The sequence below is a fragment of the Flavobacterium sp. genome (genome assembly GCF_046155325.1).
Taxonomy (GTDB): Bacteria; Bacteroidota; Bacteroidia; order Flavobacteriales; family Flavobacteriaceae; genus Flavobacterium.
In genome coordinates this window covers 12,949-28,275 of the sequence record NZ_JBJXDQ010000093.1, presented here as the reverse complement: position 1 = coordinate 28,275, position 15,327 = coordinate 12,949, and the positions used below count along the sequence as shown (strand labels likewise).

The following is a 15,327-nucleotide window of genomic DNA, read 5'->3' as shown; positions in this document are numbered from 1 at the left end:
TTTTGATTGGTAGATTTTGATTCACAAATAGAGATTATTCAAGCACTTTCTCGTAAGCTCGTCTTGGACTTCCTCTGAAATGAACTATTCCACAAAAAGAAAAACCACATTTATCAAAAATTTTCATCATTGCAAAATTATCATAGTTGGTGTCTACTTTTATACTATGAATGTTGATGTTTCGGGCTAAATCTTCGATATTTTCTATAATAGTTTTGGACAATCCTTTTCCAATATGACTTTCAGAAATTGCTATTCTATGAACAATAACAAAATCAGCATTAGTTAACCACTTTCCTTCAATGTTTAAATATTCGGGTTCGTCATTGATTAAAATTGCACAATAACCAATAATGGTTTTTGCTTCAGTAAGAACGTATCCATAACTATTTTTAATATCATTTTTTACAACTTCTAGATTTGGATAACCATCTTGCCATTGATCACTACCTTCATTTTTTCTTCTTTTTATAGCTTGTTGTAAAATAACCCATATTTCAGAAACATCAGTGATTTTGGCTTTTCTAAAGGTATTATTCATCTTTTAATTTTAATTTTTGAATTTATAGAAAACGAAATATATAAATTTTAACACATAGAAACATAGTAAAAAGAGTTTGATAGACCAATTTTTGGTTTCACAAAGCTATGATTCACTATCAAAAAGTGAAACGTCTTAAAAAACCAATAAAAAACTATGATTCTATGTGTTTAAAAAAATATAAATTAAATTACACCTAACGGGATATATTTACTATTCTATCTCCGCAAAAGTATCTCCTTTTCGAATATCACCTGTTTTAAAACCGCGATTAAACCAATACATTCTTTGCTCGGATGTTCCGTGAGTAAAGGAATCGGGAACAACTTGCCCTTGCATTTTTTTCTGAATGGCATCGTCACCCACAGCATTTGCAGCACTTAAAGCTTCTTCGATGTCTCCTGGTTCTAACATTGCGTTTTGATTTTCGTTGTAATGTGTCCAAAGTCCGGCATAGAAATCAGCTTGTAATTCTAGAGCAACAGATAATTTATTGGCTTCAGCTTCGCTTTTTCCTTCTTGTTGTTCGCGCATTTTTGAAGAAGTTCCTAAAATAGTTTGAATATGATGCCCGAATTCGTGGGCCAAAACATAGGCAACTGCAAAATCGCCACCTTCGGCACCAAATCGTGTTCTCAGTTCTTCAAAGAAACTCATATCCATATAAATAACTTTATCTCCGGGACAATAAAAAGGCCCTGAAGCAGAACTTGCTCCACCACAAGCCGTTTGCACTTGACTGCTAAACAAAACTAGCTTTGGAGCTTCGAAAGTGAGGTTGTTTTCCTCAAAGATTTTTGTCCAAATGTCTTCGTTATCAGCCAATAGTGTTTTTACAAATTCGCCTTCTTTTATTTCTTCTGGAGTTAAGGCTCTGGCTTCGGTTTGTGTAGTTTGCTGCTGTTTGAATTGTTCTAGAATCGGGGTAAGCATTTGTGCATTTTCTCCACCAAAAGTGTTTAATAGTAGAATAATTATTCCTAAAAATCCACCGCCAAGAAGCGTTTTGCCACTTCCTGTCATTCCTCTTCTGTCGTCAACATTATAACTTTGTCTTCTTCCCAACCATTTCATAATCTATAGTTTTGATGTAATTTAATAAATAATTTGATTTGAAATTATAAATTAATTAACCATCTAATATAATAATCATTAATTTTATTTTTTTTTACATAAAATAGACAATTCAATACTTATTTTTGTGTTATGTATTTAGTATTAACTTTTTTTAAAATGTAATTAATGTGTAAAAATATTATTATAGTTTCATTTTTTTTATTGAGCTTAATTTGTAGTGCCCAAAAAAATCAAATGAATATAAAATCACCTATAAATAAGGATACTAATAATGTTAAAACCCCAACTGTAAAATCATGTTGTATTAAAGTTATTCCTAATAGATTTAATATAAAGCCTAGTTCGAAATTTTCTTTTGATAAACAAGAGGCAAAACAAGCTATAAAAAATCCGCAAAGTATGGTTTGGATTCCTAGTGGAACTTTTGATATGGGAGGCGATAATAATCAAGCTCGTCAGGATGAATTTCCAAAACATGCTGTGAAATTGGAGGGTTTTTTTATGGATATTACCGAAGTTACAAATGCACAGTTCACAAAATTTGTATCTGAAACAGGTTATGTTACCACAGCCGAAAAAGATATTGACTGGGATGATTTAAAAAAGCAATTACCCCCTGATACACCAAAACCTGAAGCTGAAACATTAAAAGCAGCATCCTTAGTTTTTGTGCCAACAGAAACTGAAGTGAGTTTACAAGATTACAGTCAGTGGTGGAGTTGGACCCATAGTGCTAATTGGAGGCATCCAAAAGGAATTGACAGTGATATAGTTGGAAAAGAAAATTTTCCAGTAGTTCACATTAGTTGGGATGATGCAAATGCTTATTGTAAATGGTCAGGAAAGCGATTGCCAACAGAGGCTGAATGGGAATATGCAGCAAGAGCAGGTTTAGACAAAAATATTTACTCATGGGGAAATGAAAATGTAGGAAGCTTAAATTGTAATTATTGGCAAGGAATTTTTCCCTATAAAAATGAGGTTACAGATGGTTTTTATGGAGCGGCTCCTGTAAAATCATTTGAGCCAAATAGCTACGGTTTGTATGATATGGCAGGAAATGTTTGGGAGTGGTGCGCTGATAAATATAACAATTTGTATTACGATGAATTCAAAAAAGTTGAAATTGCTCATGACCCAAAAGGACCTTTAATTAGTTATGATCCTGATGAACCGCTAGTGGCAAAAAGAGTTATGAGAGGCGGTTCGTTTTTATGTAATGAATCCTATTGTAGTGGGTATCGGGTTTCGGCTAGAATGAAAAGCTCACCTGATTCTTCATTGGAACATCTTGGTTTTAGATGTGTAGCAAATTAGAATTGCAATAACAATAGAGGATACCTTTAGGGGAATTATAGGAACAATTCATTTATCTAATTTATCCTAATATTATAGCTTGGTTTATGAATTGTTTTTTATAGATTTGTATACCATTCGAGGCTTGATATAGAAAAAGTAGCATTTTTTTTTCGACTTAATTATTTAAACAGGATTCTTTTTATTTTAATTCTAAGGATTAAAAAAACGTAATTTCATTCCTGTTTTATATAGAATTTCTTTAATTTTTTAAAACTGTAACTTGTGTAAATATATTTTAATGAAGCTAGAATTGTTGTCTATGCGACTTTTAAAATGTTAAGAATATAACAAAAAGTTTCAAAACACCAGTTTAGTTTTTTAATTTTGCTACTTCAACTGAAAGTAAATTAATTAATTTTACAACCTATTGTCTCAATATGTTTTTAAATTATATCAAAGATTATTTTTTAAAAAGGATTTTAAAAAAGAATCTACATAATGTAGAGAATAGTTCTTCATTAGTTCCAATTCAATCTGTCGGCTTGGTAATTGATGAAAGCTATTTTTTTGAAAAGGATAAGCTTATTCAGGAATTAATTGATAATGGAATTTTAAAAAATAATATTAAACTCGCTTTATACAAGGACAAAATAAAAAAAAACGAGCATGTTCTAGAGCATACTTTTAGTTCAAAAAAAATAAATTGGAGAGCTGAAATTTCTGATTTAACATTAAATGATTTTATCAGTGAAAAATTCGATTTATTAATTAATTATTATGACATTGAAAAAGCAATTTTACTTAAAGTTACAAGCAATTCAAAAGCTCACTTTAAAGTCGGTTTTTCAACAGTAGATAAAAGATTAAACCATTTAATGATAAATACAAACGCCGAAAATTATACGGTTTTTGCACACGAATTATTTCGATATTTAAAGATATTAAACAAAATATAATACATTATGCAATCATTAATAGGAACAGGAGTAGCGCTGGTAACCCCATTTAAAAAAGATTTATCTATCGATACAGAAGCATTGCAAAGAATAGTGAATTTTTCTATTGATGGAGGAGTAGACTATTTGGTTTTAATGGGAACAACTGCTGAAAATGCTACATTGACTGAGATAGAAAAAAAGTTAGTAATTCAAATAATAGTTGAAACTAATAACGGAAGATTACCTTTAGTTCTTGGACTAGGAGGCAATAACACTAAAGAAGTTGTTGAAGAATTAAAATCTACAGATTTGTCTAATTATATAGCAATTCTTTCAATATCACCATATTATAATAAACCAACGCAAGAGGGTATATATCAACATTTTAAAGCAATATCCGAAGCGTCTTCTTTACCAATAATTTTGTACAATGTTCCAAGTAGAACAGGTATAAATATGCAGCCCTCTACAGTATTAAGATTAGCTAATGATTTTAAAAATATAGTTGCAATAAAAGAAGCGGCAGGGGATATGATTCAATCACTTCAATTATTAAAAGATAAACCAAAAGACTTTTTGGTTCTTTCCGGGGATGATATGATTGCATTACCAATGGTCTTGGCAGGAGCTTCGGGAGTAATATCTGTGATTGGTCAGGGTTTTCCAAAAGAATTTTCGGAAATGATTCGTTTAGGATTAAATCGAAAAGTTGACGAAGCTTTTAAAATACATTATCTTTTATCGGACAGTATTGAAATGATTTTTGAGCAAGGGAATCCTACTGGAATTAAACATGTTTTTCAATCCTTGGGAATTGCAGAAAACAACATGCGTTTACCTTTACTTAGTGCCACTGAATCGTTAGCAAATAGAATTAATCAATTTGTCAATTCAATGAGTAAATTAGTGTAAAATTTACAGAGAAAAATATATTTTGATTAAGCTAAATTAATGCCTAAATTTGCGTCCGAAACTTCGGAATGATTTACAATAAGTGTTTTTTTTATAGTAAATCATTAAAAAAGTTAAAAAAATGAAAAAAATTGTTTCTGTATTCCTAATTGTTGTTCTTTTTTATTCATGTAATGAGTATCAAAACGCATTAAAATCTGAAGATGTTAGTGTTAAATTTGATATGAGTACAAAATTATATGAGGCTGGGGAATATTCAAAAGCTATTCGCCTTTTTGAACAACTAGCACTAACATACAGAGGAAAACCTCAGGCAGAGAAATTATTTTATATGTTTTCAATGTCTTATTATAACACTAAACAATATTATCTAGCGTCTTATCAATTCGAAAGTTTTGTTTCGGGTTATCCAAAAAGTGAAAAATTAGAAGAAAGTGCTTTCATTGGCTCAAAGTGTTTTTCAATGCTTTCGCCAGTTTATAGTTTAGATCAAACCAATACAGTTAAAGCAATTGATAAGTTACAAGCTTTTATAGATAACTATCCAAACTCTCCTAAAATTCCCGAAGCTAATAAAATACTCAAATCGTTGAATGAAAAAATGGAGAAAAAAGTTTTTGAAAATGCAAAAGGGTATAATATTATAATGGATTATAAAGCAGCGATAATTGCTTTTGATAGTTTTATTGCTGATTATCCTGGAACTCCATTTAAAGAAGATGCTATGTTTTATAAATATGATTCAGCATTCCAATTAGCAATAAATAGTGTTCCGTCAAAAATGGAAGATAGATTAAATACTGCTAAATTAGCGTATTCTAATTTAATAAAATTTAAGCCAGATACTAAATACAAACAAAAATCGAGTCAAATGTTGGCTCAAATAGACAATAAATTACAAAATATCACTAAATAAATAAGCCATGGATTTAAGAAAAACTAATGCTCCTGTAAACACAATTACTTACAATAAAAATATTATTGAAGAACCTACAGGTAATGTATATGAGGCTATTACTATAATGGCAAAAAGAGCCAATCAAATAAACTCAGAAATTAAAAAAGAGTTGACAGAAAAATTGGAAGAGTTTGCTACTTATAATGATAGTCTTGAAGAAGTTTTTGAAAACAAAGAGCAAATTGAAGTTTCAAAATTTTACGAAAAATTACCTAAACCACACGCTTTGGCAGTTCAAGAATGGTTAGATGGTAAAATCTACCACAGAGAAGGAACTAAATAATAGCTGTAATGTCAGTTTTAAACGGGAAAAAGATTTTACTGGGAATTTCCGGTGGAATTGCAGCCTATAAAACAGCTTCATTAGTAAGACTTTTTATAAAAGCAGGTGCACATGTCCAAGTGATAATGACACCTGCTTCTAAGGATTTTATAACACCCTTGACGCTATCTACATTGTCAAAAAATCCAGTTTATTCTAGTTTTTATGAAAAAGAAAAAGAAAATGAAAACGAAAAATGGAATAATCATGTTGCACTAGGTTTGTGGGCTGATTTAATGATTATTGCCCCTGCTACAGCTAATACATTGTCAAAAATGGCAAATGGTGTTTGTGACAACTTATTAATAGCTACTTATTTATCGGCTAAGTGTCCGGTCTATTTTGCTCCAGCTATGGATTTAGACATGTACAAACATCCCTCAACAGTAGAGACTTTTTCAAAACTTAAAGAGTTTAGTAACACTATAATTCCAGCTGAAAATGGCGAATTAGCAAGTGGTTTATCTGGAGAGGGTAGAATGGCAGAACCAGAAAATATACTCAGGTTTATAGAAGCTGATTTAGAGCGTAAATTACCTCTCAAAGGAATAAAAATACTTATTACTGCCGGTCCAACATACGAATCAATAGATCCAGTGCGTTTTATAGGGAATCATTCAACAGGCAAAATGGGTTTTGACATTGCTCATGCTGCAGCTAATATGGGTGCTTCAGTAATTTTGGTTACAGGCCCATCCCATTTTAAATTAGATAATCATTTAGTAAAAATTATTCGTGTAGTTTCTGCACTTGATATGTTTAATGCGTGTCAACTCTACTTTGATCAAATTGATGTTGCCATAGCTTCTGCAGCGGTTGCGGACTATAGACCAAAGAATCCTGCAGTTCAAAAAATAAAAAAAGATTCTGATGATTTTACTATTCAACTAGAAAAAACTAAAGATATTTTAGCTTATTTTGGTGAAAATAAAAAAAATCAGTATTTAATTGGTTTTGCTTTAGAAACTGAAAATGAAATTGAAAATGCAAAGTTGAAAATTCAGAAAAAAAACTTAGATTTGATAGTTCTTAATTCTTTAAAGGATGAAGGTGCTGGATTTGGGAAGCTAACTAATAAAGTTACTTTTATTGATAAAAATTTCAATATTGAACCGATGGAATTGAAATCAAAAGAAGCTGTTTCGATAGACATATTAAATAAAATAATAAAACACTATGCGTAATATTTTAAGTTTATTTTTTGCACTTTTTTTTGGATTTTTACAAGCACAAGAACTGAAATGTACAGTAAAAGTTGATGCTCAACAGTTGTCAAATGCTAGCTTAACTGTTTTTAAAACATTAGAAACCTCCCTAACAGATTTTGTTAATAAAACACAATGGACAACTCTAGCTTTTAAGCAAAATGAGAAAATAAATTGTTCTATGTATATTACGGTTTCATCTTATAATTCAGATCAGTTTGTTGCTACAATACAAGTTCAGTCAGCTCGACCAATTCATAATTCTACATACACATCACCAATATTTAATTTTAATGACAAAGATTTTAATTTTAAATATACTGAATATGAAGCTTTAAATTATAATCCAACATCTTTTGAATCTAATTTAACTTCGGTAATTTCATTTTATTGCTATGTAATTTTAGGCTTAGATGCAGATAGTTTTGTTAAAAATTCAGGAAACACTTATTTCGAAACTGCAAAAAATATTTCAGACTTAGCACAACAATCCGGATTTAAAGGTTGGAGACAATCCGATGGAAATCAAAGTCGATATTTTTTAGTCAACGATTTATTATCTCCAACTTTTAGTGAAATTAGAAATACAGTATTTGACTATCATACAGGTTTAGATGTTATGAATATTGATTTGAAAGATGGTAAAGAAAAAATTAAAAAATCAATATTAAACTTGTCTAAATTAAATGCTACTAGACCCAATTCTTTTCTTTCTAGGGTGTTTTTTGATTCCAAATCTGACGAGATTGTCTCCTTGTTTTCAGGAGGTCCTAGTATTTCAATTACTGATTTAGTAGACACTCTTGGTAAAATTTCGCCTTTGAATTCCAGTAAATGGTCTACTATAAAGTATTAGATTTTAATACAAAATTTAAATTCTACATTTGAAAACTTAATTCATGATAACTTCGCTGTCGATAAAAAATTATGCTTTAATAGAAAAATTAGCAATTGATTTTTCAAAAGGTTTTTCGATTATTACAGGCGAAACTGGAGCCGGAAAATCAATAATTTTAGGAGCCTTAGGTTTAGTTTTAGGTAAAAGAGCTGATTTGACTTCATTAAAAAATAAAGAAGAAAAATGTGTCATTGAAGCCTATTTTGATATTTCTAAATACGATTTGAAATCTTTTTTTCGATCAAACGATATTGATTACGAAGATGAAACTATAATTCGTCGCGAGATTCTTCCTTCAGGAAAGTCTAGAGCTTTTATAAATGACAGTCCAGTAAACCTTCAAGAATTACAAGAATTAGGATTGTATTTAATTGATATACATTCCCAGCATCAAACTCAAGAGCTTTCAGATGAAAAAGTACAATTTGAAATTATTGATGCTTTAGCCAATAATCAAGCTGCTATTCAAGAGTATCAATTGGTGTTAAAAAACTATAAATTATACAAATCAAAATTAAATTCACTTCAGATAAAGCAGGCCGAATCAACTAAAGAGCAAGAATACAATAATTTTTTATTGAATGAATTAGTTTTAGCTCAATTAAAATCGGGAGAACAAGAATCCCTCGAAGCCGTCTTTGAAAAATTGAATAATGTTGAAGTAATAAAAGAATCACTTGATAAATCATTAGCTATTGCTAATGAAGAACAAATTGGAGTTTTGAATAATTTAAAGGAAATCAAAGCATCATTACAGAAAATAGCTTCTTTCTCAAATGATTATTCCTCTTTATTAGAAAGAATTACAAGTTTAATTATTGAATTTGATGATATTTCAGATGAGATGAATCGATGTTCAGAAAAGTTAATTAACGATCCAGAACAATTAGAATTAATCAGTAGGAAATTAGAATTGATATATTCATTACAAAAGAAACATCAAGTAAGTTCAGTTGAAGATTTATTAGCAATTCAAACTAAGTTAGAAAACTCCCTTTTTGAGATTAGAAATCTTGAAGAAGAAATTGTTACTTTGTCTGGCTCTATTCAAGAAAGTATAATCCTATTAGACAACTTATCTGAAGTGATTCATGCCAAAAGAGTTGAATCTATTCCTGTTTTAACTCATAAATTAATTGCTATTTTAGAAACTTTGGGAATGCCTAATGTTCGTTTTAAAATTAATGTAAATGCTATTTCAAGTTTTTTTGAAAATGGAAAAGATGAACTTGATTTTTTATTTTCTGCTAATAAAGGAACTGATTTTGGATTGCTTAAAAAAGTAGCTTCAGGGGGTGAAATGTCTAGAATTATGCTGGCAGTAAAAGCTATTTTAGCACAGTATTTAAAATTACCTACATTAATTTTCGACGAAATTGATTCAGGTGTCTCAGGTGAAATTGCCATAAAAATGGGTGAAATCATGGAAAACATGAGCCATCAAATGCAAATTTTTGCAATTACTCATTTACCTCAAATTGCTGCAAAAGGGAAAGTGCATTTTAAAGTTTCAAAAACAACTATTGGTAACGATACTCAATCAGAATTAAAAATATTATCTGACCAAGAAAGGATAATTGAAATAGCTCAAATGCTATCAGGAACTATCGTTTCTGACTCGGCTTTAAATCATGCAAAAGCCTTGTTGAACTAAAGAAATACTATATATTTGCCGTTAAAATTCAATTTAAATTCAAATTAAAGAATAACCAATTATGATTATAGAACCAAGAATGAGGGGGTTTATTTGTTTGACCTCTCACCCAAAAGGATGTGCGCAGAATGTTAAAAATCAAATAGAATATGTTCAATCTAAAGGTCTTATTGATGGAGCCAAAAAAGTACTGGTTATTGGTGCTTCAACAGGTTTTGGATTAGCATCTAGAATTACAAGCGCTTTTGGCTCAAATGCAGGAACCATTGGTGTGTTTTTTGAAAAACCACCTTCCGAAGGAAAAACAGCTTCGCCAGGATGGTATAATTCAGCTGCTTTTGAACAAGAAGCTCAAAAAGCTGGATTATATGCTAAAAGTGTCAATGGTGACGCTTTTTCTAACGAAATTAAAAAACAAACCCTAGACTTAATAAAAGCTGATTTTGGACAAGTGGATTTGGTGATTTATAGTTTGGCTTCACCAGTAAGACAACATCCAGTTACAGGTGTTTTACATCGTTCAGTTTTAAAGCCTATTGGTGATGTTTTTACAAATAAAACGGTCGATTTTCATACAGGAAATGTTTCTGAAATTTCAATTGCTCCTTGCTCTGGCGATGATATTGAAAATACAGTTGCGGTTATGGGTGGTGAAGATTGGGCTATGTGGATAAATGCTTTGAAAGCTGAAAATCTTCTTTCTCCTGGTGCAAAAACTGTTGCATATTCTTATATTGGCCCATCATTGACAGAAGCCGTATATCGAAAAGGAACTATTGGCCGTGCCAAAGATCATCTTGAAGCTACTGCTTTTTCCATTACTGAAAGTTTAAAAGCGATTGAAGGTAAAGCCTATGTTTCTGTAAATAAAGCCTTGGTAACTCAAGCAAGTTCTGCAATTCCCGTTATTCCTTTGTATATTTCGTTATTGTATAAAGTAATGAAAGAAGAAAAAATTCATGAAGGTTGTATTGAACAAATTCAACGATTATTCCAAGATAGATTATACAATAATATTACTATTCCAACGGATGAAAAAGGTAGGATTAGAATTGATGATTGGGAGATGAGGGCTGATGTTCAAGAAAAAGTAGCGAAGTTATGGTTGCAAGCCACAACGGATACTTTACCTGAAATTGGCGATTTGTCAGGTTATAAGCAAGATTTTCTAAATCTTTTTGGTTTTGGATTTGAAGGGGTTGATTATTTAGCAGATACTAATGAAATGACAGGAATATTAAGTATTTCTTAAAGGAAAATTTAGAATATTTTAGTTTTAAATTAATTTATAAAATCCATTTCGAGAATGTAATTCTTGAAATGGATTTTTTCATCAACTTTTTTCTATTCATAATTGTATCAAATTATACTCACTAAGTTTTTTATACTTGTAGCTAATTTATTTGAAACTAATTAATAGGAAATGATATTAGAATTTATTTTTTAATTATATTTATAAAAAAAAACACACAAATTTGTTTATTAGACTACTATGAAGAAACATATTAAAAGTACATATCCCAAAATTTTATTTTTGTTTCTTTCTTCGTGTATTTTTTTTATTGTACTATATTTTTCACTATATAGATATGCAAAAAAAGCAGAACTTGAAGTTTATAATACTAATAAAGAACTATTTCATACAGAAATAAATAAATTATTTTTTTTAGATTCAAAACCAATAGAAGTTGCTATTTATAATGATACTAATTGGGATGAATTTGTAAATTTTTTATCATCAAAGAACACTAATTGGTATGAAGATAACCTTGCAAATGAAATAGAAACTTATGATGTTGATTATTTAGGGACTTATGATATAAATAAAAATTTTGTTATACATACAAGTTCGTCAAAAATTAAATCTATTGATATTATTCCAAAACAAGTGTTTTCTGTTCTCCACAAAAAAGGTTTAATTAAGTTTTATATGAACATTCCCGAAGGCATTATTGAAGTTTTTGGAGCTTCAATTTTCCCTTCAGATATAGCTAAAAGAAAAATAGGAAAGGAGTTTGGTTATTTTTTCGTTGGGAGGCTTATCGAAAAATCTTTTATTAAAAATCTTGAAAGTGTCTCAAATTCGAACATTGAATTAGTAAGTAATACAATACAGTTTACAGAGAATAGGGGTTTTATCACTACTCAAATACCATTACTTGATTATAATGGTAAAATAGTGTCTAATCTGGTTTTTAATAGAGTATTCCCTGTTTTCTTTGATAATTTGCTGAATATATTATATTTAATTATCCTCGCTTTTATAATAAATTTAATTATTAATTTAATTTTTACCAGAAAATGGGTATATCATCCTTTAGAATTAGTAACAAGAATATTAGAAACGGGTAATACAAAAGCTATTTATGAATTAATACATTCAACAGGTGAATTTAGAAGAATAGGTAAACTTTTTGAAGAAAACAGCAATCAAAAGAAAGAATTAATAGACGCTAAAATTAAAGCTGAAGAAGGGGAAAGGCTTAAGTCGTCTTTCTTAGCTAATTTATCGCATGAGATCAGAACGCCCATGAATGCTATAAATGGTTTTACTGATTTATTGATCAATACTAAATTGAGTAAAGAAGAAAATCTAGAATACTTAAAAATAATAGAAAGTAGCGGTAAAAATTTGGTTTCAATTATTGATGATTTAATTGAAATGTCAAAAATTGAATCACATCAAATTACTCCAAATTTTACTACTTTAAATTTAGATACTTGTTTAAGTGAATTGTTTGAGACAATTAAAATAACTATTCCTATAACTAAAAAAATTGATTTTAGAATTTTTGAAACTCAAAATCCTTCCAAACATTTAATTCAAGTTGATGAAATTAAATTAAAGCAGGTATTAATTAATATAGTAAATAACGCTATTAAGTTTACTGAAATTGGGTTTGTAGCATTTGGATATGAAATAGATGAAAAAAATGCTAAAATTGTTTTTAGAATTGAAGATACAGGTATAGGTATAGACGAATACCAACATAAACATATCTTTGATCGATTTAAACGTTTAGAAAGTGACATCTCTATAAAAGTTGGTGGATTAGGCTTGGGATTAGCAATATCAAAAGCTTATGTTGAAATGATGGGAGGCGAAATTTCATTAGAATCAAAGATTAATAAAGGGTCAGTATTTACCATTACAATTCCTTTAATTTACAATACAAATGCTAGGATTAAAGTAAAAACAATAAATGAAATAGGTGTTTCAAAAATATTTGATAAAGTAACTATATTAATTGCCGAAGATGATAATATAAATTTTATTTTATTTAATAAAATTATACAAATAAGAAATTATGAAATAATTAGAGCTGTAAATGGTCAAGAAGCTATAGATATATGTATAAATAATCCTAACATTGATTTGGTATTAATGGATATAAAAATGCCGATTTTGAATGGCTATGAAGCATTTGAAAAAATTAAACAAATCAGACCATCCCTAGCAGTTATTGCTCAAACAGCTTATTCCTCAATGGAAGATGAAGAAAATATTTTTAAAGCAGGATTTTATGGTTATTTAACAAAACCTATCAATAGAGAGAAGCTATTTGAAATGATGGACGAAGTTTTAGAAAAAAAATAAATCTTAAAGTGGTCGGAATTTCTTCCGACCGGTACTACTATTTCTTTTTATTTTTTTTAATTTTCTTAGCTTTTTTTGATTTAGCTTTTGCTTTTTTCTCTTTAGCTTTAGCTTTTACCTTAGCTTTTTTGGCTTTTTCTTTTTTAGCTTTCTTTGCTTTTTTAGCTTTAGCTTTAGTTTTTTCTTTAGCATTAGCTTTTTGTACTTTAGCTTTGTCTTTCATTTTTTTACTTTTTTTTGATTTTACTTCTAGAAAATTTATTGTTGCATCCTCTAGGGTTGGTTCTTCAATAATTTCTTCATTATCAGGATTTTTAATAACTTCTTCCTCTGTTTTATTTAATCTAGGGGTTCTAGGCTTTCTAGTTTGAGGTGTTGTAACTTCTTCAGCTACTTCAGGTGTTATTTTATCATCCAGTTCGATTTTTTCCTTTTCCATAATTTTTATATATAATTCATTTTATAAATTTATAGTTATATCAATGTAAACTAATTGTCAACAAAAATAGGTATTAAATCGATACTCCAATGTTAAGTTTTTATCGGTTTTACTACTTAAAAAAACTAAGAGAATTTAAATTCAATAGGTTTAGGATATCAAAAATTAAGTGTTGCTTATTCTTATGGTTTAGCAGTTAACGCTGCGATTTTGATAATTACGTCTATTGCTTTTTGCATACTCTCTACAGGAACATATTCGTACTTACCGTGAAAGTTGTGACCACCAGCAAAAATATTAGGACATGGCAAACCTTTGAATGATAATTGAGAACCATCTGTTCCTCCGCGAATGGGTTTGATGATGGGTTTAATACCTAACTCTTTCATTGCTTTTTCAGCAATGTCAACAATATATTTTACTGGTAAAACTTTTTCTTTCATATTATAATATTGATCATTTATTTCAGTAATCACAATATCTTCGCCAAATTTCTTAGCGTATTTTTTGTTAATTTTACGCGCGATTTTCTCAATTAGTAACTTGCGGGTTTCAAACTTTTTCTTGTTGTGATCTCGAATTATTATTTCTAAAATCGTTTCTTCGATACTTCCATTTTGATGATGTATATGAAAAAAACCCTCATAACCTTTGGTTTGTTGCGGAGTTTCGCCTTTGGGCAATTCGTTGATGAATTCGTTGGCAATTATCATTGAATTGATCATTTTTCCTTTGGCATATCCTGGATGAACGCTTTTTCCTTTGAAAGTAATTTTGGCTCCAGCCGCATTAAAATTTTCATATTCCAATTCGCCCAATTGGCTTCCATCCATAGTATAAGCCCAATCGCAGCCAAATTTTTCTACATCAAAATGATGAGCACCCCGACCAATTTCTTCATCAGGTGTGAAGCCTACTCTAATTTTTCCGTGCTTGATTTCGGGATGTTTTATCAGAAATTCCATTGCGCTAACAATCTCTGTAATTCCGGCTTTGTCATCCGCACCAAGAAGGGTAGTTCCATCTGTGGTGATTAGCGTTTGCCCTTTATACTGTAATAAATCCTTGAAATACTTTGGAGATAAAATAATATTTTTGTCTTTATTTAATACAATATCATTCCCATCATAATTTCGAATAATTTGAGGTTTTACATTGGTGCCAGTAAAGTCTGGTGAAGTATCAAAATGAGAAATAAATCCAATTGTTGGAACTTCATGTTCTATATTGCTGGGTAAAGTTGCCATGATGTATGCTTTTTCATCTATAGTTATCTCATGCATACCAATAGCTTTGAGCTCTGCTACTAATTTGTTTGCTAAATCCCATTGTTTTTTTGTGCTCGGAGTGGTTTCTGAATTGGGGTCTGATTCTGTATCAATAATGACATAACTAATGAATCGATCTATGATGTTTTGCATTTTTTTTTATTTACTAATATTTATTTTTATATTATAGGACTAAAAAAACCGATTTGAAAATTCCA

14 protein-coding genes are annotated in these 15,327 nt (G+C 29.7%); 10 read left to right on the top strand and 4 right to left on the bottom strand.

Going from position 1 to position 15,327, the window contains the following annotated elements; genetic code table 11:
* Positions 1 to 34: 34 nt before the first annotated feature.
* Together ACKVOD_RS06415 and ACKVOD_RS06410 are read right to left on the bottom strand one after the other, a co-directional pair.
* On the bottom strand, positions 35 to 541 hold the full coding sequence (locus ACKVOD_RS06415) for a GNAT family N-acetyltransferase (protein WP_409208641.1): 507 nt from the start codon (positions 539 to 541) through the stop codon (positions 35 to 37).
* Positions 542 to 754: 213 nt separating this feature from the next.
* Positions 755 to 1,615: a neutral zinc metallopeptidase gene (locus ACKVOD_RS06410; protein ID WP_409208640.1), complete on the bottom strand. Its 861-nt coding sequence runs from the start codon at positions 1,613 to 1,615 to the stop codon at positions 755 to 757.
* Positions 1,616 to 1,852: 237 nt separating this feature from the next.
* On the opposite strand from ACKVOD_RS06410, the gene ACKVOD_RS06405 reads away from it, so the two are divergent.
* The 10 genes from ACKVOD_RS06405 (at position 1,853) to ACKVOD_RS06360 (ending at position 13,402) form a co-directional block, all read left to right on the top strand.
* The gene (locus ACKVOD_RS06405) at positions 1,853 to 2,935 is read left to right on the top strand and encodes a formylglycine-generating enzyme family protein (protein ID WP_409208639.1); all 1,083 of its coding nucleotides are present in this window, start codon (positions 1,853 to 1,855) and stop codon (positions 2,933 to 2,935) included.
* 419 nt (positions 2,936 to 3,354) lie between these two features.
* Positions 3,355 to 3,873 (top strand): DUF6913 domain-containing protein, encoded by a 519-nt coding sequence (locus ACKVOD_RS06400; RefSeq protein ID WP_409208638.1) that lies wholly within the window; start codon positions 3,355 to 3,357, stop codon positions 3,871 to 3,873.
* 6 nt (positions 3,874 to 3,879) lie between these two features.
* On the top strand, positions 3,880 to 4,767 hold the full coding sequence (gene dapA, locus ACKVOD_RS06395) for a 4-hydroxy-tetrahydrodipicolinate synthase (protein ID WP_409208637.1): 888 nt from the start codon (positions 3,880 to 3,882) through the stop codon (positions 4,765 to 4,767).
* 121 nt (positions 4,768 to 4,888) lie between these two features.
* Entirely contained in the window at positions 4,889 to 5,683 is a 795-nt protein-coding gene (locus ACKVOD_RS06390; RefSeq protein WP_409208636.1) for an outer membrane protein assembly factor BamD, read from the top strand.
* 7 nt (positions 5,684 to 5,690) lie between these two features.
* Positions 5,691 to 6,008: a DNA-directed RNA polymerase subunit omega gene (locus ACKVOD_RS06385; RefSeq protein ID WP_194312374.1), complete on the top strand. Its 318-nt coding sequence runs from the start codon at positions 5,691 to 5,693 to the stop codon at positions 6,006 to 6,008.
* 8 nt (positions 6,009 to 6,016) lie between these two features.
* Positions 6,017 to 7,231: a bifunctional phosphopantothenoylcysteine decarboxylase/phosphopantothenate--cysteine ligase CoaBC gene (gene coaBC / locus ACKVOD_RS06380; protein ID WP_409208635.1), complete on the top strand. Its 1,215-nt coding sequence runs from the start codon at positions 6,017 to 6,019 to the stop codon at positions 7,229 to 7,231.
* Positions 7,224 to 8,108 carry a DUF4835 family protein gene (locus tag ACKVOD_RS06375; protein ID WP_409208634.1) on the top strand — a complete coding sequence of 295 codons (885 nt, stop codon included), beginning with the start codon at positions 7,224 to 7,226 and terminating at the stop codon, positions 8,106 to 8,108. The genes coaBC and ACKVOD_RS06375 overlap by 8 nt, the downstream gene beginning before the upstream one ends.
* A 43-nt stretch (positions 8,109 to 8,151) precedes the next feature.
* Complete coding sequence (recN, locus tag ACKVOD_RS06370) at positions 8,152 to 9,804, top strand: DNA repair protein RecN (protein WP_409208633.1); 1,653 nt, start codon at positions 8,152 to 8,154, stop codon at positions 9,802 to 9,804.
* A 61-nt stretch (positions 9,805 to 9,865) separates the two neighbouring features.
* On the top strand, positions 9,866 to 11,056 hold the full coding sequence (gene fabV / locus ACKVOD_RS06365) for an enoyl-ACP reductase FabV (RefSeq protein WP_409208632.1): 1,191 nt from the start codon (positions 9,866 to 9,868) through the stop codon (positions 11,054 to 11,056).
* A gap of 240 nt (positions 11,057 to 11,296) precedes the next feature.
* Positions 11,297 to 13,402 carry an ATP-binding protein gene (locus ACKVOD_RS06360; RefSeq protein ID WP_409208631.1) on the top strand — a complete coding sequence of 702 codons (2,106 nt, stop codon included), beginning with the start codon at positions 11,297 to 11,299 and terminating at the stop codon, positions 13,400 to 13,402.
* A 37-nt stretch (positions 13,403 to 13,439) separates the two neighbouring features.
* Here ACKVOD_RS06360 and ACKVOD_RS06355 read toward each other — a convergent pair whose 3' ends face one another.
* Together ACKVOD_RS06355 and pepT are read right to left on the bottom strand one after the other, a co-directional pair.
* The gene (locus ACKVOD_RS06355) at positions 13,440 to 13,841 is read right to left on the bottom strand and encodes a hypothetical protein (RefSeq protein ID WP_409208630.1); all 402 of its coding nucleotides are present in this window, start codon (positions 13,839 to 13,841) and stop codon (positions 13,440 to 13,442) included.
* Positions 13,842 to 14,023: 182 nt separating this feature from the next.
* Complete coding sequence (pepT, locus tag ACKVOD_RS06350; protein WP_409208629.1) at positions 14,024 to 15,262, bottom strand: peptidase T; 1,239 nt, start codon at positions 15,260 to 15,262, stop codon at positions 14,024 to 14,026.
* Between the last annotated feature and the right edge of the window lie 65 nt (positions 15,263 to 15,327).